This window comes from Bacillus sp. RHFS10 (genome assembly GCF_016757475.1).
In the GTDB taxonomy this organism is placed as follows: Bacteria; Bacillota; Bacilli; order Bacillales; family Bacillaceae; genus Bacillus; species Bacillus subtilis_G.
In genome coordinates this window covers 430,743-454,841 of the sequence record NZ_JAESPO010000002.1, presented here as the reverse complement: position 1 = coordinate 454,841, position 24,099 = coordinate 430,743, and the positions used below count along the sequence as shown (strand labels likewise).

The window sequence follows — 24,099 nt, the reverse complement described above, 5'->3', positions numbered from 1 at the left end:
TCGTTTTTAAACCAATAGAAAAAGGCGCCTGGGGGAGCGCCTTCATACAAGCGATTACTCAGTAAATTTTTGTGCTTCTTTTTCCCAAGTCTGTTCGAACTCATCCGCGCTGTTCGCTGAAATATATTCTCCGCCGCCAGCAACAGCCGCCTGTTTCATCTCTTCGTTTCCTTTCACATCAAAGTTAAATCCGATAATGTTTACAATCGTATCCACATTCGCTTCACGAAGCTTTTCAATTTCAGCCGCTGGATCTCCGCCGCACGTTTCTTCACCGTCAGTGATTAAATACACCACGTTTTTTCCGTCTGCGTCGAATGCTTCAAGTTCTTTTCTTGTATCTGAAAGTGCTTTGGCAATCGGTGTCCAGCCAGTCGGCTTGATCTCGCTCAATGAATTGTCAAACAGTGATCCTTCATATGGATGAAGGCCGTAAATGGTTTCCGTCGTGCTGCATGAAAGAGCTTTTCCGGACAGTTTATTGTTTCCAGCATGTCCGAAAACGCGAAGCATGAGATTTGTATCCTTCGGAAGCAGCTCGGCAAAAGACTTGACGGAATTTTTGGCAATATCTATTTTGCGCTCTCCTCCTGTTTTTTGAACCATGCTTCCGCTTCCGTCAAACAAAACAGCCACATTTGTGTCCGCCTGTTTCTCAGCGGCAAAAGACGGGGAGGCAAAGGAGACAGTCAGCAATCCAATGATACCGGCAGCCAGCAATTTTTTCACGTTTAATCTTCCTTTCTCTATCATATTTTCCAACTTTATGTTGGATTATCCTTTATGCTAGAATATGAAATTGCAAAAAGATATAGGGCAAGCTGCCTTTTGTACCGCTTTCACTTTCTGTACAAAATCGCTTGATATGCCGGTGATTTTTAGCTATTTTCGCCCATAAAGTATATACAGACTGTAACACCATTCATTCTTTTTTCTCCTTGGTCAAGACAGAGAAACGAAAATCTGCTACTATGCTACAGGCTGACAGCGAATCACTTTTGAACATTTTGTTACATACAAAAAAGAGGCTGACCATTATCAGCCTCTCTTTTTTTCTTATTCAGATAACATCAATGATTGCTGAGTGAAGATTTTCTCAACATCTTTTTGAGTATACGCAGGGAAGTATTCACCGCCGCCTACTTTCGCAATCGCGTTCAGCTGGCCTTTGTATCCCTCTTTATAATCAAAACCGATCACATTCACAGTGATATTGTCTTTGTGCAGTTCTTTTGCTGTTTTAATCGGATTTCCTCCGCACGTTTCCTCACCGTCTGTCAGCAGATACACTACTTTTTCTCCTTTAGTATCAAGCTGATCAAAAGAAGATTTCGCCTCGTTCAGCGCTTTGGCAATTGGCGTCCAGCCAGTCGGCCCGATTGCATTAAGAGAATTGAGGAAGCTTTGTTCGTTAAAGCTTTGGAAGCCGTATACGTTGCGGATAGATTCACATGACTGAACCTTTCCGGAGTTTTTATTGTTTCCTTCTGAACCAAACACGCTCATTTTCACCTGAGTGCCTTCCGGCAGTGAGCTTGCAAACTTTGAAATTTCTTTTTTAGCTGAATTAAATTTAGATACACTGTCTATTCTTTTCGCCATACTTCCGCTGGCATCAAGCAAAACTGCCACGTTTGCCGGATCTTCAGCCTCCGCTTCTTTCTTTTCAGCTGCAAAAGCAGGTGAGGTTAATCCAAATAACAAGCCTGTCATCATGATCAGTGAAAATCTTTTCTTCATGCTCGTACCCCTTTACAAGTTTGTTTCTGCGTGCAGATGTTCAACGCTGAACATCATTAATCGTAATCGACAAAAACAGAGAAATAAATAGGGCGGGCTTCCCCATTGCTGTTATTTACTTTTGCATAGAAACCTTTGTTTTTATTAGTGATTTCCGCCTAACACTATTAAGAAAAAAGAAGATTGTCGGCCTTTCGGCTTTCGTTATATGAGTCTGTCGAAGTCTGTCGATATATGTGGATTACTTTACCACAATCTCAAAGTGAGCAATCAGGAAAAAGGAACTGATTCCCTTGTCGCCCTAAAGGCTGTCAGGAGCTTCTCTAAAACATTTCAACCGCTCTTAGATAAAAGACATTTAAGAACAGAAAAAGACGCTCAATGAGCGTCTTTTTCTACTTCTTCGCCATATATTTATTCAAAAACGAATCTGCTTCAGAAATTTGTGTACCTTGGTAATAGTACTTCACAATGTCATCAACCGTTTTTCCTTCTTTCGCCATAAAATTCGCGCCATATTGGCTCATCCCGACACCGTGGCCAAATCCTCTCGTCGTGACTGTAATCGAGTCTCCGCTTCGCTTCCATTCAAAATCGGCTGAATTGAGGCCCAGTTTTTCGCGTATGTCTCTTCCTTTCAGCGTCTTGCCGTTAATAACGGCCGTTGCGACCTGGCGGCCCGGTGTTTCTCCGGTAATCTGTCCGACTGTGCCAGACCCATCCAGCTTGACGCCAAGCTTTTGTTCAAATTCTGAGGCTGTAAAGGTTTTCGTTGCCTTATATTTCGGAGACTTTTTATCCCAAGCGCTTTTGACGCTTTTTAAATATGGTATGGCACTTGTCCAATAGGCTTCAGCATTTTCTGTGTAGCCGTTGCTTGTGGAGAAAAAGGAGGCTTCAATCGGCTGGTTGTTGTACGTTAGGATTTTGCCTTGCGTGCTGGCAACCGCATCTGTGATTTTCTTCAAATCCCGCTCGTAGCTCGCGCCCCACTGTTTTTTCAGCTCCGCTTTGCTTTTATACACCTGAAACATCTGTGTATCATCCACCAGTGAGCCTTTAGGAGCCTCTACCGCTGAATTTGAGACCATCAGTCTGACAATAAACGTTCTGGCGGCGAGAGCCTGAGCTTTCAGCGCTTCAGATTCAAAGGTTGCCGGCATTTCGGAGGCGACGACTCCAATCACATACTCTTCAAGCGGAATGTTTTCTACGGATTGATTTGCGGTTCGATAGACGGGAATAGAAACAGGCGATGCTTTCAACGTTTCCGCTCCTTTTGATGCCGATTTCGTGCTGACTGCTGTCTTTCCTGATTCTACACTGGCCCCCGCCTCTTTGTTATGCTGGAATGGTATGACCAAGAGTGTGGGAACCAAGAGAATCAATGCACATAGTACAGATAGTGTGATTACGAATTGTTTCATATTCAGCTGCCTCCTGCTCGGAATTCGACTCTAGTCTAGTCTATGGGCAGGGACAAGCTAATATGACCCTCGTTTTGGACAGAAACTTTATTTGTCATTTACGTATTCTTTTTTGCTATTTTGCGCATAATGATGATAATACACGAAAATAAAAAACCAGTATGCCAAAGTGACATACTGGTTTTTAGGTAAGTTTATGCGTTTAAGTCAGAAACGACTTCTTTGTTCTCTTGCTCAGAAGCAGACTCATCATTTACACGTTCGATGTCTGCGCCAATACCTTCAAGCTTCTTATGGAAATCAACGTAACCGCGGTCTAAGTGCTTCAATTCAGTAACACGCGTATGACCTTCAGCCACTAACCCCGCAAGAATCAGCGCTGCACCTGCACGCAAGTCAGTCGCTGCAACTTCAGCTCCCTGAAGCTGTACAGGACCGTTAATGATGACAGAACGTCCTTCAATCTTGATATCACCATTCATACGGCGGAATTCTTCCGCATGCATAAAACGGTTTTCAAAAACAGTTTCTGTAATCATGCTTGTGCCGCTTGCACGAAGCAGAAGCGCCATCATTTGTGACTGCATATCAGTCGGGAAGCCCGGATGAGGCATCGTTTTAATGTCAATCGGTTTGAGTTCTTTCGGGCCGATGACACGCAGGCCTTCACCTTCATCCTTAATCGTTACACCCATCTCTTCCATTTTTGCAATTAAAGAGGTGAGGTGTTCAGGAACCGCTCCTTTAACTAATACGTTTCCTTCAGTGATTGCAGCAGCAACCATAAATGTGCCCGCTTCAATGCGGTCAGGAATAATATGGTGTTTTACGCCGTAAAGCTTTTCGACACCTTCAATTTTGATGGTGCCGGTGCCAGCTCCGCGGATTTTTCCGCCCATGCCGTTGATATAGTTTGCTAAATCAACGATTTCGGGTTCTTTCGCCACGTTCTCTAGCGTTGTTGTTCCATCAGCCAGAGCGGCTGCCATAATCAGATTCTCTGTAGCTCCTACACTTGGGAAGTCCAGATAGATTTTTGCGCCTTGCAGACGGCCGTTTACTTCAGCTTCGATGAAGCCGTTGCCGACTTTGATTTCTGCGCCCATTGCTTCAAAACCTTTTAAATGCTGATCGATCGGTCTGGAACCAATTGCGCATCCGCCCGGAAGCGCAACTCTTGCATGACCTGTACGCGCAAGAAGCGGCCCCATAACAAGCACGGACGCACGCATTTTACGAACATATTCAAAAGGTGCTTCAGTTTGCAAAGCGTATGAAGCATTTACAGTCACTTCATTATTTTCAAAATGCACATCTGCTCCTAAATGACGCAACACTTCGTTAATTGTATATACATCGGAGAGCGTAGGTACATCACAAATTACGCTTTTTTCTTCACTTGCTAATAAAGATGCAGCGATAACAGGTAAAACGGCATTTTTAGCGCCTTCAACTTTGACTGTGCCGTTTAACTTTTGACCGCCGCGGACGATGATTTTTTCCAAGGTATTCCCCTCCGCGTCCCTAAATTCTCTATATTAATATTCAGTCGTAACGATTGGTGTGCCAACCGTAACGGTATGTTTTCCGCCCATTCCTGCACTTCTAAGTGCAATTTGCAAATTCATTTTATGTTTTGAGGTCATGATGGACTCTTTCCACTCATCTGTAAACGCAGAAATAGAAACGAAATTTGGCTCAACTACATGTTCTACAGTTCTTGCTTGAAATTCATTTAATAACTGATTTGCTTTTTTTTGCAAAACAATACTCATATTATCATCTAAATGACCATTTAGACAAGTAAAAATAACTACTTTTTCTTGGAATATCCCGAGTGACTCACGTTCAAACTGTTCATATGTATCATTCCAGCTATTCGGTGTCTCAAGACTCATTTGCTCATATAATAAATACGAAGTTGGGTTGTGTTTTTTGAGGGTTGTGACAAGCTGCAGCCTAAAAGAAGTGCGATTTTTTTTGTCAGTATATGTGCCCATTGCCTTTACGACCTTATCTTCCTGTGCAAGTACCCAATCATATTGACGATATTTTGTTTTTAAACGTTGCACTTTTTGATAAAATTCTTTTTCGGTCAGCGACATGTTTTGTTTGGCATGCAATGTCCATTTATCTATTAACACATCTTGGCGTTTCATCCCCTCAGCGATTTGCGCTAACGGCGTTAACTCACTCGCATGAATGGTATGAAAAAAAGCTATGACGAAGCTTAACATCACGGAAATGATAATGGCGCGGCTTACTTGTTTTTTGTACATATTCATCTCTCCCCCTTATCCCCAGTTTTACCGGAGGCGAGAGGCGCCATACGTAAAAATCTTCGTCAAAACTCGAGCTATTCGCTTATACCCCTTCCCCAACCATTCCCGTGATTATGATGTTCAAAACCTATTAAAATAGATAGGGAAGCTGCTGTGAATAATTGAGGTAATCTAAAAAGAAATTTGCAACGGCCGTTCCAATAGCGATTGTCAGCAAAATCATCAGGAGTCTAGCTTGCACAACTTTGCCTTTTTTGATTAACGGATCGATATTGACGGCTTGCAGTGCCCACCAAGTCACCGCTATAAAAATCAAGTGAACGACAATGCCGATTGCAGCCTGCTGTCCCAATACACTCATCTATTCCACTCCTTTCATCCTTTATCCGCGTTTTTACCCTTTCTTATTATATAAGAAGCACAGATAAAGATGATACCTTTTATACAGAACGGAATAATCAGCCAAATCTAGGGTTAATCCCCGCTTAAAGTACGATTCTCTTACATGGTATACTTTGTTGGAAAGGAGCTGGCAAACGTGAATCATTCTTTTTTTCAGCCTGAAAAGCAATACGGTGAGGATTTGCCAATTTTTGAACAGGAATGGGAAGCAATTGCATTCTATTATGATTATAGACAGTCACAGATTGAAGAACTGAATGAATTGTGTCAGTTTTATAACATTTCTCTTACCTATACGAGAGAAAGCCTTGAAGAGCTTGAAAACCTTTATTTTCAAAGTATACAAGAGCTTTTGCTTGCTGATTGGAATCTTCCTATTGAAGAATTCGAGAAAATGATCAGTGTGTATCTTATAGATTGCGTGATTGCCCATCATGAAGATGCGGAATGGATCGTAAAGCCTTACCCATACACAGACGGCGCTTATACAATGGGTTTCAGAAGACATCGTAAATCATGGCATACCGTGAATTGCTGTGATCGTTTATACTTGCGGCAAAAAGAGAGTCAGCCGCTGCTTTCGCTGTTTGATTCTCTTATGCGGTCATAAAAAAATCCTTCTCATAAAGAGAAGGATTTTTTCTATTTCCCTGCTACATCCAATCTGTTCAAAGCCCGCTGTAACGCAAACTCAGCCCGACGAATGTCAGTATCACCTGATTGAGAATTCAAACGCTCCTGCGCCCGCTGGCGTGCAGCTTCAGCGCGCTCTTTATCGATGCCTTCCGCTGTCTCCGCAGTTTGGGCAAGGATGGTCACATGATCAGGACGGACTTCTACAAACCCGCCGCTGACAGCAACCAATTCAGTCTGTCCGTCTTTTTTCAGACGGACAGCGCCAATTTTAAGAGGAGCCACGGTTGGAATATGACCTGGCAAAATACCGAGATCGCCGCTTTCGGCTCTCACACTCACCATTTCAATATCCGCATCGTATACTGGGCCGTCGGGAGTAACGATATTGACTTTAACGGTCTTCATGCTTTTACCCTCCTAGGACCAGATTAAACTTCTACACCCATTTCTTTTGCTTTCTCAACAACTTCTTCGATACGGCCTACAAGACGGAACGCATCTTCAGGAAGATGGTCGTATTTGCCGGCTAAGATTTCTTTGAAACCTTGAACCGTTTCTTTTACAGGCACGTAAGAACCTTTTTGTCCAGTGAACTGTTCAGCCACGTGGAAGTTTTGAGAAAGGAAGAACTGAATGCGGCGTGCGCGTTGAACGACAAGCTTGTCTTCATCACTCAATTCATCCATACCGAGAATCGCAATGATATCTTGAAGCTCTTTGTAACGCTGAAGCGTTGATTGCACTTCACGGGCAACTGCATAATGCTCTTCTCCGACAATTTCAGGAGCAAGGGCGCGTGATGTAGAAGCCAACGGATCAACCGCGGGGTAAATACCCATTTCTGTTAACTTACGCTCAAGGTTTGTTGTCGCATCCAAGTGAGCGAACGTTGTTGCCGGCGCCGGGTCAGTGTAATCATCGGCAGGCACGTAGATCGCCTGGATAGATGTAACTGATCCAACGTTTGTAGACGTGATACGCTCTTGAAGCTGACCCATTTCAGTCGCAAGCGTCGGCTGATAACCAACCGCTGAAGGCATACGGCCAAGAAGGGCTGAAACCTCGGAACCCGCTTGTGTGAAACGGAAAATGTTATCGATGAAGAACAGTACGTCCTGTCCTTGTTCATCACGGAAGTGCTCAGCCATTGTAAGGCCTGTCAAAGCAACACGCATACGGGCGCCCGGCGGCTCGTTCATTTGGCCGAATACCATGGCTGTTTTGTTGATTACGCCAGAGTCGCTCATTTCGTAGAACAGGTCGTTCCCTTCACGAGTACGCTCCCCTACACCGGCGAATACAGAGATACCGCCGTGCTCTTGCGCGATGTTGTTGATTAATTCCTGGATTAATACGGTTTTACCTACACCGGCACCGCCGAACAAACCGATCTTACCGCCCTTGATGTATGGAGCAAGCAAGTCAACAACTTTAATACCTGTTTCAAGAATTTCAACTTCTGTTGAAAGCTGATCAAACGAAGGCGCCTGTCTGTGAATCGGATCCTTTTTCGCATCCGCGGAAAGCGGCTCATTCAAATCAATATTTTCTCCGAGTACGTTAAATACACGGCCGAGTGTTACATCACCAACTGGTACTGAGATTGGCGCTCCTGTATCAATAGCTTCCATTCCGCGCTGAACACCGTCCGTAGATGCCATTGCGATTGTACGGACTGTATCATCGCCTAAATGAAGAGCGACCTCAAGCGTTAAATCAATACCTACTTCGTTTTCACTTGCTGGCTGTGAAACTTTAATCGCATTATAAATTTCAGGCAAGTGACCGTCTTCAAAACGCACGTCGACGACCGGCCCTAATACCTGGCTAACGCGTCCTTTCTTCATCGCTATCCCTCCTGACAAAATCTTTCTATTCTAAAGCGGCTGCTCCGCCGACAATTTCCGTAATTTCTTGTGTGATGGCTGCTTGGCGAGCGCGGTTGTAAGAAAGCGAAAGTGAATCGATAAGTTCCTTCGCGTTGTCTGTCGCGTTTTTCATCGCCGTCATTCTTGCAGCGTGCTCACTTGCTTTACTGTCAAGAAGCGCACCGAAAATTAAGCTTTCCGCGTATTGAGGAAGCAAAACCTCCAGAACCTCCTCTTCAGACGGTTCAAATTCATAAGACGCCGTTCTTTTACCGCCGCCGCTGCCCAAATCAGATAACGGCAGAAGTTTTTTCTCCGTTACTTCTTGAGAAATGGCGCTGACAAAATGGTTATAAACAAGGTGCAATTCATCATACGCACCATCTGTAAACATTTGGATCGTTTGTCGGGCAAGATCCTTAATTTGTGTAAACGTTACTTCATCTCCAAGCCCTGTTAACTCGGAAATGATCGGAATCTCACGTTTCTTAAAGAAATCACGGCCCACTCTTCCGATGACGATCACCGCGTACTCATCCTTAGACTGATGACGTTCTTGCATGGCCTGATAAGCACTTCGTAAAACCGAACTGTTAAAAGCGCCGGCAAGGCCGCGGTCAGACGTAATGACTAGGTATGCTGTCTTTTTCACTTCTCTGCTGAGAAGCATCGGATGCTTCACGTTGCCGGAAACTCTTCCGACGTTTGACACAACCTCTTGGATCTTATCCATATATGGCACAAATGATTTTGCATTGTTTTCAGCACGATTCAGCTTAGCCGCAGATACCATCTGCATGGCTTTTGTAATCTGGCTCGTTTTTTTCGTTGACGTGATCCTTGACTTAATATCGCGTAATGAGGCCAAAGATTTCACCACCTTTTCTCTTCATCTGCGTAAAAAGAGAGAAAAAGAGAACCTTTTTCTCTCATCAGCATTCGAGTTAGTTGCTTGGTGCAAATGTGCGTTTGAAGCCTTCGATTGCAGCTTTGAAGTCTTCATCAGCAGGAAGGTTTCCTGTTTTCGCAATTCCATCAAGCAGTTCTTTATGGTTTTGGTCAAGGTACATGTAGTACTCTTCTTCAAAACGTCTGATGTCCGCTACAGGAATATCATCAAGATGTCCTTTTGTCAGCGCATAAAGAATGGCTACTTGCTTTTCAACCGGAAGCGGCTTGTTCAGGTCCTGCTTCAGCACTTCAACTGTACGCGCACCGCGGTTCAGTTTCGCCTGAGTCGCTTGGTCGAGGTCAGATCCGAATTGAGCGAATGCTTCCAGTTCACGGTATGACGCAAGGTCAAGACGCAACGTTCCTGATACTTTTTTCATCGCTTTGATTTGCGCTGAACCGCCGACACGGGATACAGACAATCCGGCGTTGATCGCTGGACGTACGCCTGAGAAGAACAAATCAGATTGCAGGAAGATTTGTCCGTCGGTGATAGAGATAACGTTCGTCGGAATATAGGCAGAGATATCTCCGGCTTGTGTTTCTACGAACGGCAGAGCTGTAATTGATCCTGCGCCTTTCGCGTCGCTAAGCTTTGCTGCACGCTCAAGCAGGCGGGAATGAAGGTAGAATACATCCCCAGGGAACGCTTCACGGCCCGGCGGACGGCGTAGAAGCAAGGACAGCTCACGGTAAGCAGCCGCTTGTTTAGAAAGATCATCGTATACAACAAGAACGTGCTTGCCGTTGTACATAAATTCTTCTGCCATTGTAACCCCTGCATACGGAGCCAGGTACAGAAGCGGTGCCGGCTGTGACGCAGACGCCGTTACAACGATTGTATAATCAAGCGCGCCGTGCTTACGCAATGTTTCTACTACGCCGCGGACTGTTGATTCTTTTTGACCGATCGCAACGTATACGCAGATCATGTCTTGGTCTTTTTGGTTCAGGATCGAGTCGATCGCAACAGAAGTTTTACCTGTTTGACGGTCACCGATGATCAGCTCACGCTGGCCGCGGCCGATTGGGATCAGTGCGTCGATCGCTTTAATACCCGTTTGAAGCGGTTCATGAACGGATTTACGGTCCATAACGCCTGGTGCAGGGCTTTCGATCGGACGTGTTTTGCTTGTGAGGATCGGGCCAAGTCCGTCTACCGGCTGACCTAATGGGTTCACAATACGGCCGATTAGTTCCTCACCGACAGGAACCTCCATGATGCGGCCTGTTCTTTTTACTTCGTCTCCCTCACGGATCTCACTGAAAGGCCCTAAGATAACGATACCTACGTTTGATTCCTCAAGGTTTTGGGCCATACCCAGAACGCCGTTTGAAAATTCGACAAGTTCACCGGCCATACAGTTGTCAAGACCGTGCACACGCGCAATACCGTCACCGACTTGGATGACTGTACCTACGTCTTGAACTTCAATATCAGATTGATAATTTTGTATTTGCTGTTTTATCAGCGTGCTAATCTCTTCAGCTTTGATGCTCACTTAGGTTTCACCCCTTCTATCGATTTTCCCCGGCTAGTTGACGTTCAATGCGCTGAAGCTTTCCGCTTACGCTGCCGTCAAAAATCCGGTTTCCAATGCGGACTTTAATGCCGCCTATTAAATCCGTCTGCACTTCATTTTTGATTCTCAGTGAAGCGACTCCGGCTTTTTGTGCAAACACTTGTGATAATGATGAAATTTCCGTATCCGTCAGCGGTTTCACTGAATATACGATTGCGTCTTCTGTTTGACGGGCCTCATTTGCGAGTTTGATAAACTCATCTGTGAGATCAGGCACAATCGCTGCCCGATGGCGGTCAATCAAAAGAAAAATCGTATTGAGCACGGTCTGTGACAAAGAGCCAAATACATTTTGAATCAACTCTTTTTTCTTCGCAGCCGGCACCTTCGGATGGTTTAACACATCATTAAGCGCTTTTTCATTTTGGAATACTTCTTTTACAACGATTAGCTCTTCTTCTACTTGATTCAGCTGAGCGGACTCATTGGCAATATCAAAAAGAGCTGACGCATATCGTTTAGAGACAGCTGATCCACTCATCGGCTTTCTCCTACCTCTTTAAGATAGTCCTGAATCAATTTCTCTTGAGCCTGTTCATCCAGTTCTTTTTCGATCACTTTCGACGCAATCATGACAGATAGAGACGCTACTTGCTCACGGAGAGCAGAAACCGCCTGTTCTTTCTCCTTCACGATTTCAGTTCTTGCTGCTTCTTTCAGACGTTCAGATTCTGCACGTGCAGCCTGAATAATCTCTTCTTTTTGCTTATCTCCCAGTTTCTTTGCGTTTTCGATAAGAGTTTGGGATTCCTGTCTTGCTTCTTTTAAAAGAACGCGCTGCTCTTCAATCAGCTGCTGCGCTTCTTTATTTTTTTCTTCAGCAGACGTAATTTCTCCAGCGATGTGGTCTTCACGCTGTTTCATTATGTTTAATAGCGGCCCTAAAGCGTATTTCTTCAGAAGCGCTAATAAGATTAACATAGCTAACAGTTGGAACAGAATATCTCCGCCGTTAAACGACAATCCTAGTTCAAGTGGTAATTGAGACATCTACTACGGCAACTCCCTTCTGCAGGTTTTTCTTTGCTGATCCAGCAGCCGCACTTGTCTCTTTTCAGCCGGCAAGGCGGGATGCTTATCAGACATAAAGCAATGGCGAAGGTTCTCTTGGAATGATCTTCGCCATTTTTAGTTCATATAAGGCTTTTATGCTTAGCCAAAGAACGCTAAGAATGCGATAACGACAGCGATAATTGGAAGGGCTTCAACTAATGCGATACCCATGAACATAAGAGTTCTAAGTTCTTTACCTGCTTCCGGCTGACGGGCAATCCCCTCTACCGTACGTGAAACAATCAAACCGTTACCAATACCTGCACCAAGTGCGCCTAAACCAATTGCAATTGCAGCTGCTATTAAATTCATGAAAAAGTTCCTCCTTTTAAATGTTATCCGTTTGGATATAATGTTTTAATGATCATGACTGATTTTATGAGACATGTACACCATCGTGAGCATTGTAAAGATAAACGCTTGGATGGCACCTATAAATAAACTGAATGCTTGCCATGCCAGCATCGGCAGAATAGCGCCGATTGTACCGACAAGACCGAGAGCCACGCTTTGCGAATAATGGCTTGTCGCTAAACCCGCAAGCAGGCCGAGAAGAATCTCACCGGCGAAGATGTTACCATAAAGCCGCAATCCGAGAGTCAGCGTATTCGCAAACTCTTCGATAATTTTCATCGGGAACATGAGTGGAACAGGTCTTAAATAGTCTTTGGAATATTCCTTGAGCCCTTTCATCTTCACACCATAGTAGTGGGTTAAAGCGACAACCATCACGGCTAGCGTTAATGTAATGGCAGGGTCGGCTGTCGGAGATTTCCACCAGAGCTCATGTCCGATTGTAATAGAGAACGGCAGCCCCAGCATATTCGACACAAATATGTACATCAGCAATGTGACACCAAGTGCCAAGAAGTTAGCCCCTGTTTTCAAATCCATTGTACTGCCGATAATATTGCGGACGAAATCCACAACCCATTCCATAAAATTCTGGGCTTTTCCGGGACGAATCGAAAGCGTTCTTGTCGTTAATATCGCAATCAATAAAACAATCACACTCGCCACAGTAATCATCAGAATGTTTGTCAGATTAAAAGTAAGACCTAGAAATTCAATAGTTCTGTATTCATGATTCAAAGGGTTTTCACCTCTCTTCCATTGATGAACGTTTAAGCTGGATAATAGAATCTATCATAATGACAGGATATATTGTCATTAATCCAATAATTGTACTTGCCATATGAAAATGCTCGGGATATTTATAGGCGACAGCCACAGCAAGAATCGCATTGCACCACCGCGCTGCGCTCCCCAGAGATCGTATGGACTTTCCTTTCTCAACAGCTCTGTCAAAAGCGTTCATTCTTCTGATGAGCAGTAACAAATTAAACAAACTGAAAACAGTTCCCAGAATAAGGCCTAAAAAAACGGTTTTATACGCTGTTAAACCATAACCCAGTACATACACTGCCAAAATGCATAATAGATATTTTCGTTGTCTGCTAAATGTAAGCTTGGGATCGTCCATCAACTATCTGTCTCCTGATGAAAAAATAATGTATTTCTTAGATACGGCAAAATCAGCGGTTAACCCTAGTAGAAGACCTTTTTTGACCGACAAAACGGGCCTGTTCGAAAAAATCATTCATCCGCAAGCCTTGCAAGGATGCTGTTTCATTCGCTTAAATAAATCCTCATAATACGGGTTTACTGAGAGGATTTATATTGAGGATGAGGACTATAATGAAAGCTATGAAAACCTTCTCATAATACCCTCGTTTAGCATACAATAGCCCCTAACAAGTGTCAATCTGTTTAAAGTTAAAAAACTTTTTATACTGTGAGCCTCCACAGAATGTTCACATTTTCACCTATAATTGTATACAAATTGACCGAATAGCAAAAAACTGGATAAAAAAAGGAAACCCCTTTCGGGATTCCTTTTATTTTGTTCCAAACATACGGTCTCCCGCGTCTCCGAGACCTGGAACGATATAACCTTTTTCATTTAATTTTTCATCAAGCGCCGCGATGTAAATATCCACGTCCGCATGATGCTTCTGCAATTCTTCCACACCCTCCGGCGCCGCTACAAGGCACATGAAACGGATATTTTTCGCACCGCGTTTTTTGAGGCTGTGAATCGCTTCTACAGCAGAGCCGCCTGTAGCCAGCATCGGGTCAACCACGATGAATTCACGCTCTTCCACGTCAGAAGGAAGCTTGACATAGTATTCCACGGGTTTTAAGGTTTCAGGATCACGGTACAGGCCGACATGTCCCACTTTCGCTGCAGGAATCAGCTTTAAAATGCCGTCAACCATTCCCAATCCCGCTCTGAGGATAGGAACCACTCCAAGTTTTTTTCCTGAGATGACTTTCGATTTCGCAGCCTGAACCGGTGTATTGATATCCACTTCTTCTAAAGGAAGATCGCGGGTAATTTCAAACGCCATAAGAGTGGCTACTTCGTCTACAAGCTCTCTAAAATCTTTCGTACCTGTATTTTCATTCCGTATATATGTCAGCTTATGCTGAATTAAAGGATGATCAAATACATAAACCTTTCCCATACTGTGTTTCAGCTCCTTTTTTATTGTCCCATCAACAATTACACACTTCTATTGATTCTACAAAAAAAGACATTGAGTTTCAAGAACATCGTCAAAAAACCCGCCGGCCATAAGCCGAGCGGGTTTTTAGGATCTTAGTAATCTAATTCTTTATATAAAGGAAATTGATCAGTCAGAGCAGCTATACGCTGTCTTGCTTCTTCGAGTTTTCCTTCATCTTCGTGGTTCTTCAATGCAAGCGCAATGATGGAACCGACTTCATCCAATGCATCTCCGTCAAAACCGCGGCTTGTCACAGCAGCTGTACCAAGACGGATACCGCTTGTCACGAAAGGTTTTTCCGGATCGTATGGAATCGCGTTTTTGTTAGACGTAATACCGATTTCATCAAGCACGTGCTCCGCAACCTTACCTGTCAGTCCGAGAGAACGAAGGTCAACAAGGATCAGGTGGTTGTCAGTTCCGCCTGACACAAGCTGGATGCCCTCTTTCGTTAACGCTTCAGCCAGACGTTTTGCATTTGAAATGACGTTTTGTGCATATGTTTTGAAATCGTCCTGCAATACTTCGCCGAATGAAACAGCTTTTGCGGCAATAACGTGCATCAGCGGGCCGCCTTGAATTCCAGGGAAGATCGATTTATCAATTTTCTTGCCGAACTCTTCACGGCAAAGGATCATACCGCCGCGAGGTCCGCGAAGTGTTTTATGTGTTGTTGTTGTAACGAAATCAGCGTAAGGAACCGGGTTTGGATGAAGGCCTGCCGCAACAAGTCCTGCGATATGCGCCATATCCACCATGAAGTAAGCGCCGACTTCATCAGCAATTTCACGGAATTTCTTAAAGTCGATTGTACGAGGATACGCACTTGCTCCTGCTACGATAAGCTTCGGCTTATGAGCAAGGGCTTTTTCACGCACGTCATCGTAATCAATATATTGAGTTTCTTTATCTACGCCGTACTCAACAAAGTTATATTGAACACCGCTGAAGTTGACTGGACTTCCGTGTGTTAAATGGCCGCCATGGGAGAGGTTCATCCCAAGTACAGTATCGCCTTGCTCCAAAATGGTGAAGTACACTGCCATGTTTGCTTGTGCGCCTGAATGCGGCTGAACGTTTACATGCTCCGCTCCAAAGATCTCCTTCGCGCGGTCACGAGCGATATCTTCAACGACATCAACGTGCTCACATCCGCCGTAGTAGCGTTTGCCCGGATATCCTTCAGCGTATTTATTTGTCAAAACAGATCCTTGTGCTTCCATAACCGCTTCACTTACAAAGTTCTCAGAAGCAATCAATTCGATCTTAGTCTGTTGGCGTTCACGCTCATTTTTAATGGCGTTAAACACTTGTTCGTCTTGCGCAGGTAAATGTTTCATCAGCGAGATCCTCTCCTATCCGTATCCTGTTCTTTGTTTTTACCATCACTATTGTACATGGTTTTTTAGGCCGATGTAAAAGATTATTTTAAAAAAATCAAAATTTTTATTGGTAAAAACGAATATTGATAACTTAAATTTAAATTAAAGTTCGGGATTTATTTCACCGCCTTAAAAATAAAAGAAAAGACTGGCCACGCAGTCCTTTCATTCACATTCATAAACCGCCCGCATTCCGCCGATTAGTTTCGGCCGCGTACGCGCTAATGTCACATGTGCTGCCCCGAGACTGTTTTGAGACACACGCACAGGTACAGCTACCGGCTTCAGATGCATGCCGATAAACGTATCGCCGATGTCGATTCCGGCATCAGCCTGAATGGTTTCGACAAGAACAGGAGACTTCATCTGCTTAAACGCATAAGCAGCCATCGCCCCGCCCGCTTTTGAAACGGGTACGGCAGAAACAGTTGGAAGCCTGAACAGCCGGGCCGTTTCTTCCTCGACGACAAGCGCTCTGTTCAAATGCTCACAGCATTGAAACGCGAGATGGATTCCCGTTTTTCCCTTAAGCTCGGCAAGTCCGCTGTAGATGCTTTCGGCGATGTCTGTACTGCCCGATGTTCCGATCCGGCTGCCGGCCACTTCGCTCGTGCTGCATCCAAGAACAAAGAACTGATCCTGTTTCAATCCCGCTTGTTCCTGAAACTCAGACAACATCGTATTCCACGTTTGCTTGATCTCATTCATTGAACAGCACCCCTACAGGTTTTTCCCTTCATAATCTGAGATTTTTCCAATACGGGTTTGATGTCTTCCGCCGGTAAACTCAGTGGTCAGCCAGATTTTCGCGATTTCACGCGCCAAACCGGGGCCGATGACCCGTTCACCCATCGCGAGGATGTTTGTGTCATTATGCTCTCTCGTTGCCTGTGCGCTGAATGTATCGTGCGCCAGCGCGCAGCGAATGCCTTTGACCTTATTAGCGGAAATACTCATACCGATGCCTGTCCCGCAAATTAAAATGCCTCTGTCAACTTCGCCGCTAACCACTTTTTCGGCCACCGGGAAAGCATAATCCGGATAATCGACAGATCCGCTTCCGCAGTCACAGCCCATATCAATATATTCAATTTGCAATTCGTCCATTAACTCTTTGATTTCATTTCGAATGTGAACGCCGCCATGATCCGATGCTATGGCTACTTTCATCAGCTTTTCCTCCCAGTGTGTGTGATGCGGCCCGCCCGCTTTGTTGACCGCGCAGCCTGTCCGCTCTTAGATTCACACCATATGATGTGCTTTTCACTATATTCTACTCCTTCACGAAGGATTTGCAAATGACCTGTTTGCAGATTTTCTGACAACTTACCTGCCGTCTTTTTTCAGTTGTTTTGCCAGCTGCTGAAGAAGCTCTTCAAGCTCATCTCTCGTTTGTTTATAGATATCAATTGTGCCGCCGAACGGATCGATGACATCCCCGCGGCTGTCTGTGACATATTCTTTTAGCGTAAACACTTTATCACGATAACGTCCGAATTGGCTGGCAATGATCTGTTTGTGCTGCTGGGTCATAGCCAGAACCAAATCAGCCGATATCATATGTTCTTCAGTCAATGGAGAAGACAAATGATTAAGGGCAATGTGTTTTTCAAACAGCGCTTCGACAGCATGAGGCGTCGCTCTCCCATTAGGCGAAGCAAACACACCTGCCGAGCGGACACTGACATTCAGCCCTTCCGTTTCTGCAATTGATTTAAAAAGCGCCTCAGCCATGGGGCTGCGGCACGTATTTCCAGTACAGACAAAAATAATGTTCATGTCAGTCACCCCTTATTTTCTCTATTATATATGAAGAAAAAAGAAACGGCGACTTCGTTTCTTTTATTGGTATATTAAATTGGCAAAAGCAGCTTTAGACCGAATGCGATTAATATGATGCCCCCGAGCGCTTCACTGTATGTGCCAAGCCACGACTGTACTTGTTTTCCGATCAGCAGGCCCAGCCATGTCAACATCATGCTGAACAGCCCGAACAGGGTAATTGTGAGGAGCGGATGCGAGCCGTATATCCCCAAGCTCAAGCCGACGGAGAAGCTGTCAAGGCTGACGCCGACGGCAAACAGCAATAAGCCCGGTCCTGCCGGCGACATGAGTCGTTCTTCTGACTGTTTAAAAGAAGACATAAGCATTTGAACACCAAGAACAAAAAGCAGCGCCCCCCCGATATAAACCGCTAACACGCCGAGGAGCCCTGACAGCATGTTACCGGCCGCCATCCCTCCGAGAGGCATGATGACGTGAAAGAGGCCGATGATGAAACCAATATAGAATATCTGCTTTTTTGTGAGTTTGATCATGCCCATTCCGAGACCGACAGAAAAAGCATCCATCCCTAAAGCAAACGCCATGATGCTTAATGTAATCAGTTCGCCTATAAACAAATCCGACATACATGAATAACCCCCTTGGACACGCCCCGCTTTTTTAGCCTATGCGTGTCCAAAAAGGGTTAGAACATCTGACTGCGTTCAGCGAATCACTTTTCCTCCAGCGGCTTTCATCAGCCTGTTCATAATGGCGAGTCCGACGCCCGTGTCCGGAAAGGATTCCGCGATAATAAAATCCACCTTCTTCTCATCAAAGCTGCGTAAAGCATCATACAGCCCTGCCGCAACAGTCTCAAGCTGAGCCCGTCTGCCGCAGCTCTTCACGTAATCAGCGGAATACACGTCCGCATTTTCTTCTGTCGTCAGGACACCGACTCGTCTTCCGTCCTGTTGATATTCTTGAATGAGGTGCTGAATGCGCTCAGGGCTGCCTTCGCAAATGGCAAGCGGCGCTGTCGGCGCATAATGTGTATATTTCATCCCTGGAGAAATCGGCTTCTCATTTTGATCACTGAGCCCTTTATCCACAAGGATCGGTCCAATCTCCGCTTCAATTTGTTCTTTCGTAATGCCGCCCGGGCGCAGGAGAACGGGGATGTCTCCCTCACATGAAAGGACGGTCGATTCGACCCCAATCCCGGTAGGGCCTCCGTCCATCATTCCAGCTATGCGGCCATCCAAGTCGTGAGCCACATGCTCGGCCTTTGTCGGACTTGGCTTACCTGACAGATTGGCGCTCGGTGCCGCAATCGGCAACCCCGACGCGCGAATCAATGCAAGGGCAAGCGGATGATCCGGCATCCTAATGGCAACCGTTTCAAGCCCTGCCGTTACACGAGGTGAGAGCGCACTAGGTTTGCAAGGCAGGATGAGCGTAAGTGCCCCCGGCCAAAACCGGTTCATCAGTGTTTTCGCCTTTTCTGGCGCCGGTCCTGTTAAATCGTCTAGCTGGCTGATGTCCGCAATGTGGACAATCAGGGGATTATCACTTGGACGCCCTTTTGCTTCATATATTTTTTTGACAGCATCTGTGTCTTTCGCATTTGCGCCGAGGCCGTATACCGTTTCTGTCGGGAACGCAACGACCTCATTTTCCCGGAGCAAAGCGGCTGCTTGTGCAATTTGTGGATCATTTGTGGATAACTCGTCAGTTGCGTCCACAAACCATCTTTTCGTTTTCATTTTCTGACCAAACTCCTTATTCACAACAATAAAACGATTGTTTTACGCGTGTAATCCTTTTGAAAGTATAAAAGATGTCCTGTAATAAAACAAGCGTTATCCACAAATTGTGGACAACGCTAATGAAGAAGTGGATAAGTATGTGTATAAATCACATTTATCCAGACGCTTTTTTCATCAAGACAGCCCCTTCTGTTTGCCGGGATTCACGGAAATGGTCGGAAGAAAACAGCTCTTCAGGTACACTTTCAGCTGGTTCAAACCCCATAGCCGTCAGGAAATCGGCAGAAGAATGCTGATTCGCAATTAAATATACTGTTTTGATCTGATGCTTTTCACACAGCAGCTCCATACTCTGAAAGAGCGTCACCATATGGCCTTGGTGAAGCTTGTCCGATATCACAAGTGATCGCAGCAGCCCTTGGTCACAGCTTATTTTTTCAATTCCGAGACAGCCGGCAATGTTTTTCTCACTGTCCTCCAGCATCAGAAACTGGGTGAAGCCTTCTTTCACGCCTTCATGATTGGTTTTCGCCTGTTTTAAAAATTCCTCGAGCACGTCTCCGTCTTTTTCCCTTGCCACCCGCAGTTGATAAAACATCCGTTCACCCCGTTTTTGCATTCTTTCTTCCAATCTATGAGGCAAATCTATTTTTAGACCAGGTGATTAGGAAAAAAGGCCGGAAATCCATTCGACTAAAAAGAATTTCACTTCTGTGCCGCCGTCTTCCTTCTCTTCTTTCTCTTCTTTTGTGGCTTTTTCCGCTTTAGCGGTTACGTCCTCAAGCACTTTTTCAGTCTGCTTTTTTGAAGCTTCTTTATCTTCTTGTTCTTTTACGGCTTCCCCGTTAGAAAAATCGAGAAAACAGAGCGGCGGGAACAGCACACACCACCAATTGGCGCCGTCGCCGTTTCCAAGCGTAATCAGAATCGCTTCATATTCACCAGCAGGATATACCATGTTGCCATAAAGCTTTGTCGGAAATGAGATTTTGTCAAAATCAACGGAAATCGACTGGTTCGCTCCTTCTTTCTCCATTGTTTCCTTTGCAATTTCTTTGATTTCGGGCAGCTTTGAGCGAATCACACGCCGCGCTTCTTCTATAGAAGTAATATCCTCTACCCAAGTCGTGATTTCTTTATTGACCGCGTCTCTGATATGCCGTTTTAATTGCTGGTCCTGATCCCTATCGCTGTTTGCCAATATTCTCAGGCGGATCGCCTCGTCCGGAATGACCACCGGCTGATTTTCTGATTGCTGTGCCGTCTCTTCTTTTGCCAGCCCTACAAGCGCACCGGATAATAAAAGAAAGATATATATACAAATGATTACTGTTTTTTTCATCGGTCCCCACCGTTCCTCTCCGTGCTTTGTTTCTAGCCCTATTATGGACAAGGAGAGCCTGGGGTAAACGTGCAGGGTGAAAAAAATCTAGCAAGCTGTTAATCTTATTTATGGTACGATAGTGTTTTAGGAGGTTTAAGATGAAATATAATTATACAGTGCTGTTATCAGCATTCACGATGTCGGTTCTTTATTCGATGATTTATATTCATTCATTTATCATTGCCGCTCTCGTAACGATGGCATTTTATTTTCTATTTCCTTATTTGATATTCGCACTTCCGCTTCAGTTCATGATGAATAAAAAGCCGAAGCGGTTCAACCCTTTGTATCTGCTGTATTACTTTGCCGCGTCTATTGTTGCCAACGCGATTATTTTCGGCTTGCTGCAGCCTTCGGGACAATCCCTGTTTCAAAATAAAGCCTTCTATCTTTTCGCTGTATTAACAGCTCTTGTCTATTGGATATGGGATTCTGTGTTACTGCAAAAAAAGGAAGCCTAGGGGGCTTCCTTTTTCATTAAAACAAAATCGTCAGCAAATAACAAAGAATAGAGGGTATCCCCGCAACAAAGAAAGCTGCCGCCATTTTCATGCGGGATGTACGGCCTTCTTTCGTTTCTGAATGGTAGTTTGCCCGCTGATCGCTTCCGCTTACGGCCAAACCCGATGTGATGATCGCGAGCCCAATCAAAATAAGAGACGCAATGCCAAAAATCGACTCAAATGGAAGTGCCTGCGGAACAATGGTGCCGATCATACTTTCAATCGCAATGAGCAAGATTCCTGCTGCCAGGGCCTTTTTCATCTTTCACATCCCCTTTGCTGGTGTTAAAACAGCTTGATTCATCAACTCGCCAGCAAGCTGCTTATATATTTTTATGAATCACAGCGCATATGGTTCTGTCTTTTCCATTAATATCTTTCAGCACTTCCACTTCCGCACCCTTAAACGTCTTGAGGATCAGTTCTTTGACCGCCGCTCCCTGATTCCATCCGATTTCAAAAACGACAAACACTTTATTCTTCATGACAAGCGGGATGTCTTCCATAAACCGCTTATAAAATTTGAGCCCGTCTCCGCCATCAGTGAGAGCGTGAAGCGGCTCATGAAAACGGACAATCTCTGATAGATCAGCCATCTCTTCTTCTGAAATATAAGGAGGATTCGAGACGATAATATCCGCTTTTTTTCCAGCCATAATAAAAGGCTCTAGCAGATCGCCCTGATAAAAGTGCACATCAGCTCCAAGCTTTTCCGCATTAGCAGAGGCGACTTGCAGCGCCTCTTTTGAAATATCGACCGCCGACACAGAAAAATTTTTGTTTTCAAGCGCAAGCGTGACGGCTATCGCACCGCTCCCTGTACCGACGTCAACGACATCAACCCGGCCGTCTTCCGAAAAGACACGCCGATATTTTTCAAGCAAATGATAGACAACCTCTTCTGTTTCCGGCCGCGGAATCAGTACATCATCATTCACCATAAATTCCCGCCCGTAAAAAAACTCTTTTCCTATAATGTACTGAACCGGCACGCCCTCTTTATGCATCTCAACGTGACGCTGAAAGCGATACAGTTCGTCTTCGCCAATCGGTTCCTGTAAGCTGGCGAGCAGCTTGCTTCTGTCCATTCCGGTATCATAAAGCAAAAGAAGCTCGGCAGCGTTTTCTTCTCTTCCCGCTTCGGTTAAATAAGAAGAAGCCCATTTCAGGGCTTCAAATATCGTCTTCATCTTAACCTTCCGACTGTTGAAGCTTGCTTGCCTGATCTTCAACGATCAGTGTTTCAACCACTTCGTCAAGTTTTCCTTCAAGAATCTGATCAAGCTTTTGAATCGTCAGGCCGATTCTGTGATCCGTCACACGGTTTTGCGGGAAGTTGTATGTGCGGATACGCTCAGAGCGATCACCTGATCCAACTGCTGATTTCCGTGTTTGATCATATTCAGCCTGGGCTTCCTGCTGAAATTTATCATAGATTCTGGCACGGAGAACCTTCATTGCTTTTTCTTTGTTCTTGATTTGAGATTTTTCATCCTGGCATGATACCACAACACCTGTCGGCAAGTGCGTCAGACGAACGGCAGACATTGTGGTGTTCACGCTTTGTCCGCCCGGTCCGCTTGAAGCAAACGTATCAACTCGGATATCCTTCTCATGGATGTCAACCTCTACCTCTTCCGCCTCAGGAAGACACGCTACTGTTGCAGTCGATGTATGGATACGGCCGCCTGATTCTGTTTCCGGAACACGCTGTACGCGATGGGCGCCGTTTTCATATTTGAGTTTAGAATATGCGCCGCTCCCCGTAATCATAAAGATGATCTCTTTGTAGCCGCCCGTTCCGGTTACACTCGCTTCCATGACCTCTGTTTTCCAGCCTTGAAGCTCAGCGTAACGGGAATACATTCTGTACAGGCTGCCCGCGAATAAAGCGGCTTCTTCGCCTCCCGCAGCTCCGCGGATCTCCATAATAACGTTTTTGTCATCATTAGGATCTTTCGGGATCAGAAGCACTTTGAGGCGTTCAGACAGTGTTTCCGTTTCCTTCTGGAGTTCAGAAATCTCTTCCTTCACCATCTCGCGCATTTCAGCGTCCAGCTTCTCTTCAAGCATCGCTTTTGCATCAGTCAGCTGTTCTGACGCATCTCTGTATTGTCTATATACGTCAACTGTTTCTTGTATATCAGATTGCTCTTTTGAATATTCTCTTAGCTTTTTCGGATCGTTGACTACTTCTGGATCGCTTAAAAGCTCATTTAATTTTTCGTATCGTTCTTCGATTGACTTTAATCGGTCTAACACGGTCTTCACCTCTGTTTTCCTGTGCGTAACATTCTCATTATAGTATAGTGATTAACCCCAGTCAAAAGCATTTCAATCCAAGTTGGAAATGCCTCCTCTGCTATACTGGGAATCGAGGAGGGATCATCATGCTGAAATCCATACATCATATTGCAATCATATGTTCAGATTATGAAAAGTCGAAAGCTTTCTACGTACATAAGCTTGGTTTTCAAGTCATTCAAGAAACGTATCGAGAAGAGCGGGGCTCCTATAAGCTTGATTTGTCACTTAACGGCACGTATGCTATTGAGCTGTTTTCGTTTCCCGATCCACCCGCACGCCAAACCGAGCCTGAAGCGGCAGGCCTGCGCCATCTCGCCTTTACAGTCAGCAGCTTGGATGAAGCGGTTCAGGAGCTTCATAAAAAAGGAATCGAAACAGAGCCCGTCAGAACAGATCCACTGACCGGCAAGCGTTTCACCTTCTTTTTTGATCCTGACCAGCTTCCTTTAGAACTGTATGAACAATAACGGTTTTTGAA

30 protein-coding genes are annotated in these 24,099 nt (G+C 45.0%); 3 read left to right on the top strand and 27 right to left on the bottom strand.

Annotated features, from left to right (window positions below; all coding sequences use genetic code 11):
• Nucleotides 1-54 precede the first annotated feature (54 nt).
• From JMN17_RS08970 to JMN17_RS08945, 6 genes are all read right to left on the bottom strand, one after another.
• Nucleotides 55-729, bottom strand: a complete 675-nt coding sequence (locus JMN17_RS08970; protein ID WP_087992687.1) for a vWA domain-containing protein — start codon at nucleotides 727-729, stop codon at nucleotides 55-57.
• 327 nt (nucleotides 730-1,056) lie between these two features.
• Entirely contained in the window at nucleotides 1,057-1,740 is a 684-nt protein-coding gene (locus JMN17_RS08965; RefSeq protein ID WP_087992688.1) for a vWA domain-containing protein, read from the bottom strand.
• A gap of 395 nt (nucleotides 1,741-2,135) precedes the next feature.
• Nucleotides 2,136-3,167, bottom strand: coding sequence for a stage II sporulation protein D (spoIID, locus tag JMN17_RS08960; RefSeq protein WP_087992689.1), 1,032 nt, complete (start codon nucleotides 3,165-3,167; stop codon nucleotides 2,136-2,138).
• A gap of 194 nt (nucleotides 3,168-3,361) precedes the next feature.
• The gene (murA, locus tag JMN17_RS08955) at nucleotides 3,362-4,672 is read right to left on the bottom strand and encodes a UDP-N-acetylglucosamine 1-carboxyvinyltransferase (protein WP_087992690.1); all 1,311 of its coding nucleotides are present in this window, start codon (nucleotides 4,670-4,672) and stop codon (nucleotides 3,362-3,364) included.
• Nucleotides 4,673-4,705: 33 nt separating this feature from the next.
• Nucleotides 4,706-5,446, bottom strand: coding sequence for a YwmB family TATA-box binding protein (locus tag JMN17_RS08950; RefSeq protein ID WP_087992691.1), 741 nt, complete (start codon nucleotides 5,444-5,446; stop codon nucleotides 4,706-4,708).
• Nucleotides 5,447-5,579: 133 nt separating this feature from the next.
• Entirely contained in the window at nucleotides 5,580-5,810 is a 231-nt protein-coding gene (locus JMN17_RS08945) for a DUF1146 family protein (RefSeq protein WP_003227691.1), read from the bottom strand.
• A 177-nt stretch (nucleotides 5,811-5,987) separates the two neighbouring features.
• Here JMN17_RS08945 and JMN17_RS08940 point away from each other — a divergent pair, with 177 nt between their 5' ends.
• Nucleotides 5,988-6,461: a hypothetical protein gene (locus JMN17_RS08940; RefSeq protein WP_087992692.1), complete on the top strand. Its 474-nt coding sequence runs from the start codon at nucleotides 5,988-5,990 to the stop codon at nucleotides 6,459-6,461.
• A 32-nt stretch (nucleotides 6,462-6,493) separates the two neighbouring features.
• Here the strand turns inward: JMN17_RS08940 and JMN17_RS08935 are convergent, their stop codons facing one another.
• The 18 genes from JMN17_RS08935 to spoIIR form a co-directional block, all read right to left on the bottom strand.
• Nucleotides 6,494-6,892 (bottom strand): F0F1 ATP synthase subunit epsilon, encoded by a 399-nt coding sequence (locus JMN17_RS08935; RefSeq protein ID WP_087992693.1) that lies wholly within the window; start codon nucleotides 6,890-6,892, stop codon nucleotides 6,494-6,496.
• Nucleotides 6,893-6,915: 23 nt separating this feature from the next.
• The gene (gene atpD, locus JMN17_RS08930; protein ID WP_010328918.1) at nucleotides 6,916-8,334 is read right to left on the bottom strand and encodes a F0F1 ATP synthase subunit beta; all 1,419 of its coding nucleotides are present in this window, start codon (nucleotides 8,332-8,334) and stop codon (nucleotides 6,916-6,918) included.
• A 25-nt stretch (nucleotides 8,335-8,359) separates the two neighbouring features.
• Nucleotides 8,360-9,223 carry an ATP synthase F1 subunit gamma gene (gene atpG / locus JMN17_RS08925; RefSeq protein WP_087992694.1) on the bottom strand — a complete coding sequence of 288 codons (864 nt, stop codon included), beginning with the start codon at nucleotides 9,221-9,223 and terminating at the stop codon, nucleotides 8,360-8,362.
• A gap of 76 nt (nucleotides 9,224-9,299) precedes the next feature.
• Entirely contained in the window at nucleotides 9,300-10,808 is a 1,509-nt protein-coding gene (gene atpA / locus JMN17_RS08920; RefSeq protein WP_010328920.1) for a F0F1 ATP synthase subunit alpha, read from the bottom strand.
• 16 nt (nucleotides 10,809-10,824) lie between these two features.
• A complete protein-coding gene (locus JMN17_RS08915; protein WP_087992695.1) occupies nucleotides 10,825-11,370 on the bottom strand; it encodes a F0F1 ATP synthase subunit delta in 546 nt (181 codons plus the stop codon).
• The gene (gene atpF / locus JMN17_RS08910) at nucleotides 11,367-11,879 is read right to left on the bottom strand and encodes a F0F1 ATP synthase subunit B (RefSeq protein ID WP_003221894.1); all 513 of its coding nucleotides are present in this window, start codon (nucleotides 11,877-11,879) and stop codon (nucleotides 11,367-11,369) included. Before atpF ends, JMN17_RS08915 begins: the two co-directional genes overlap by 4 nt.
• A gap of 162 nt (nucleotides 11,880-12,041) precedes the next feature.
• Nucleotides 12,042-12,254, bottom strand: coding sequence for a F0F1 ATP synthase subunit C (gene atpE, locus JMN17_RS08905; protein ID WP_003151167.1), 213 nt, complete (start codon nucleotides 12,252-12,254; stop codon nucleotides 12,042-12,044).
• 45 nt (nucleotides 12,255-12,299) lie between these two features.
• Nucleotides 12,300-13,034 (bottom strand): F0F1 ATP synthase subunit A, encoded by a 735-nt coding sequence (atpB, locus tag JMN17_RS08900; protein ID WP_019716028.1) that lies wholly within the window; start codon nucleotides 13,032-13,034, stop codon nucleotides 12,300-12,302.
• Nucleotides 13,035-13,041: 7 nt separating this feature from the next.
• Entirely contained in the window at nucleotides 13,042-13,425 is a 384-nt protein-coding gene (gene atpI / locus JMN17_RS08895) for an ATP synthase subunit I (protein ID WP_148962516.1), read from the bottom strand.
• 415 nt (nucleotides 13,426-13,840) lie between these two features.
• Entirely contained in the window at nucleotides 13,841-14,470 is a 630-nt protein-coding gene (upp, locus tag JMN17_RS08890) for a uracil phosphoribosyltransferase (protein ID WP_087992697.1), read from the bottom strand.
• A gap of 134 nt (nucleotides 14,471-14,604) precedes the next feature.
• Nucleotides 14,605-15,852: a serine hydroxymethyltransferase gene (gene glyA, locus JMN17_RS08885; RefSeq protein ID WP_087992698.1), complete on the bottom strand. Its 1,248-nt coding sequence runs from the start codon at nucleotides 15,850-15,852 to the stop codon at nucleotides 14,605-14,607.
• Between the two features lie 207 nt (nucleotides 15,853-16,059).
• Nucleotides 16,060-16,602: a TIGR01440 family protein gene (locus tag JMN17_RS08880; protein WP_087992699.1), complete on the bottom strand. Its 543-nt coding sequence runs from the start codon at nucleotides 16,600-16,602 to the stop codon at nucleotides 16,060-16,062.
• Between the two features lie 12 nt (nucleotides 16,603-16,614).
• Nucleotides 16,615-17,064, bottom strand: coding sequence for a ribose 5-phosphate isomerase B (gene rpiB / locus JMN17_RS08875; protein WP_087992700.1), 450 nt, complete (start codon nucleotides 17,062-17,064; stop codon nucleotides 16,615-16,617).
• A 156-nt stretch (nucleotides 17,065-17,220) separates the two neighbouring features.
• Nucleotides 17,221-17,673 (bottom strand): low molecular weight protein arginine phosphatase, encoded by a 453-nt coding sequence (locus JMN17_RS08870; protein ID WP_087992701.1) that lies wholly within the window; start codon nucleotides 17,671-17,673, stop codon nucleotides 17,221-17,223.
• 74 nt (nucleotides 17,674-17,747) lie between these two features.
• Nucleotides 17,748-18,305, bottom strand: a complete 558-nt coding sequence (locus JMN17_RS08865) for a manganese efflux pump MntP (protein WP_202327923.1) — start codon at nucleotides 18,303-18,305, stop codon at nucleotides 17,748-17,750.
• Between the two features lie 78 nt (nucleotides 18,306-18,383).
• Nucleotides 18,384-19,424, bottom strand: coding sequence for an L-threonylcarbamoyladenylate synthase (locus JMN17_RS08860; RefSeq protein WP_087992703.1), 1,041 nt, complete (start codon nucleotides 19,422-19,424; stop codon nucleotides 18,384-18,386).
• Nucleotides 19,425-19,581: 157 nt separating this feature from the next.
• A complete protein-coding gene (locus tag JMN17_RS08855; RefSeq protein ID WP_087992810.1) occupies nucleotides 19,582-20,025 on the bottom strand; it encodes a GNAT family N-acetyltransferase in 444 nt (147 codons plus the stop codon).
• Between the two features lie 66 nt (nucleotides 20,026-20,091).
• A complete protein-coding gene (gene spoIIR, locus JMN17_RS08850) occupies nucleotides 20,092-20,769 on the bottom strand; it encodes a stage II sporulation protein R (protein WP_087992704.1) in 678 nt (225 codons plus the stop codon).
• Nucleotides 20,770-20,909: 140 nt separating this feature from the next.
• Here spoIIR and JMN17_RS08845 point away from each other — a divergent pair, with 140 nt between their 5' ends.
• The gene (locus tag JMN17_RS08845) at nucleotides 20,910-21,272 is read left to right on the top strand and encodes a UPF0715 family protein (protein WP_087992705.1); all 363 of its coding nucleotides are present in this window, start codon (nucleotides 20,910-20,912) and stop codon (nucleotides 21,270-21,272) included.
• 16 nt (nucleotides 21,273-21,288) lie between these two features.
• On the opposite strand, the gene JMN17_RS08840 is transcribed toward JMN17_RS08845, so the two are convergent.
• From JMN17_RS08840 to prfA, 3 genes are all read right to left on the bottom strand, one after another.
• The gene (locus tag JMN17_RS08840) at nucleotides 21,289-21,576 is read right to left on the bottom strand and encodes a DUF5316 family protein (RefSeq protein ID WP_087992706.1); all 288 of its coding nucleotides are present in this window, start codon (nucleotides 21,574-21,576) and stop codon (nucleotides 21,289-21,291) included.
• Between the two features lie 61 nt (nucleotides 21,577-21,637).
• Complete coding sequence (prmC, locus tag JMN17_RS08835) at nucleotides 21,638-22,504, bottom strand: peptide chain release factor N(5)-glutamine methyltransferase (protein ID WP_087992707.1); 867 nt, start codon at nucleotides 22,502-22,504, stop codon at nucleotides 21,638-21,640.
• Nucleotide 22,505: 1 nt separating this feature from the next.
• Nucleotides 22,506-23,576: a peptide chain release factor 1 gene (prfA, locus tag JMN17_RS08830; RefSeq protein WP_087992708.1), complete on the bottom strand. Its 1,071-nt coding sequence runs from the start codon at nucleotides 23,574-23,576 to the stop codon at nucleotides 22,506-22,508.
• A gap of 125 nt (nucleotides 23,577-23,701) precedes the next feature.
• Here prfA and gloA2 point away from each other — a divergent pair, with 125 nt between their 5' ends.
• Complete coding sequence (gloA2, locus tag JMN17_RS08825) at nucleotides 23,702-24,088, top strand: SMU1112c/YaeR family gloxylase I-like metalloprotein (RefSeq protein WP_202328229.1); 387 nt, start codon at nucleotides 23,702-23,704, stop codon at nucleotides 24,086-24,088.
• Nucleotides 24,089-24,099: the final 11 nt, after the last annotated feature.

Bases quoted from the DNA above. Each gene is read 5' to 3' on its own strand.
- JMN17_RS08965 (WP_087992688.1), bottom strand. From the start codon at position 1,740: ATGAAGAAAAGATTTTCACTGATCATGATGACAGGCTTGTTATTTGGA.
- spoIID (WP_087992689.1), bottom strand. From the start codon at position 3,167: ATGAAACAATTCGTAATCACACTATCTGTACTATGTGCATTGATTCTC.
- JMN17_RS08950 (WP_087992691.1), bottom strand. From the start codon at position 5,446: ATGTACAAAAAACAAGTAAGCCGCGCCATTATCATTTCCGTGATGTTA.
- JMN17_RS08945 (WP_003227691.1), bottom strand. From the start codon at position 5,810: ATGAGTGTATTGGGACAGCAGGCTGCAATCGGCATTGTCGTTCACTTG.
- JMN17_RS08935 (WP_087992693.1), bottom strand. From the start codon at position 6,892: ATGAAGACCGTTAAAGTCAATATCGTTACTCCCGACGGCCCAGTATAC.
- atpD (WP_010328918.1), bottom strand. From the start codon at position 8,334: ATGAAGAAAGGACGCGTTAGCCAGGTATTAGGGCCGGTCGTCGACGTG.
- JMN17_RS08915 (WP_087992695.1), bottom strand. From the start codon at position 11,370: ATGAGTGGATCAGCTGTCTCTAAACGATATGCGTCAGCTCTTTTTGAT.
- atpF (WP_003221894.1), bottom strand. From the start codon at position 11,879: ATGTCTCAATTACCACTTGAACTAGGATTGTCGTTTAACGGCGGAGAT.
- atpE (WP_003151167.1), bottom strand. From the start codon at position 12,254: ATGAATTTAATAGCAGCTGCAATTGCAATTGGTTTAGGCGCACTTGGT.
- atpI (WP_148962516.1), bottom strand. From the start codon at position 13,425: ATGGACGATCCCAAGCTTACATTTAGCAGACAACGAAAATATCTATTA.
- upp (WP_087992697.1), bottom strand. From the start codon at position 14,470: ATGGGAAAGGTTTATGTATTTGATCATCCTTTAATTCAGCATAAGCTG.
- glyA (WP_087992698.1), bottom strand. From the start codon at position 15,852: ATGAAACATTTACCTGCGCAAGACGAACAAGTGTTTAACGCCATTAAA.
- JMN17_RS08880 (WP_087992699.1), bottom strand. From the start codon at position 16,602: ATGAATGAGATCAAGCAAACGTGGAATACGATGTTGTCTGAGTTTCAG.
- rpiB (WP_087992700.1), bottom strand. From the start codon at position 17,064: ATGAAAGTAGCCATAGCATCGGATCATGGCGGCGTTCACATTCGAAAT.
- JMN17_RS08870 (WP_087992701.1), bottom strand. From the start codon at position 17,673: ATGAACATTATTTTTGTCTGTACTGGAAATACGTGCCGCAGCCCCATG.
- JMN17_RS08865 (WP_202327923.1), bottom strand. From the start codon at position 18,305: ATGTCGGATTTGTTTATAGGCGAACTGATTACATTAAGCATCATGGCG.
- JMN17_RS08860 (WP_087992703.1), bottom strand. From the start codon at position 19,424: ATGAAAACGAAAAGATGGTTTGTGGACGCAACTGACGAGTTATCCACA.
- JMN17_RS08855 (WP_087992810.1), bottom strand. From the start codon at position 20,025: ATGTTTTATCAACTGCGGGTGGCAAGGGAAAAAGACGGAGACGTGCTC.
- spoIIR (WP_087992704.1), bottom strand. From the start codon at position 20,769: ATGAAAAAAACAGTAATCATTTGTATATATATCTTTCTTTTATTATCC.
- JMN17_RS08845 (WP_087992705.1), top strand. From the start codon at position 20,910: ATGAAATATAATTATACAGTGCTGTTATCAGCATTCACGATGTCGGTT.
- JMN17_RS08840 (WP_087992706.1), bottom strand. From the start codon at position 21,576: ATGAAAAAGGCCCTGGCAGCAGGAATCTTGCTCATTGCGATTGAAAGT.
- prmC (WP_087992707.1), bottom strand. From the start codon at position 22,504: ATGAAGACGATATTTGAAGCCCTGAAATGGGCTTCTTCTTATTTAACC.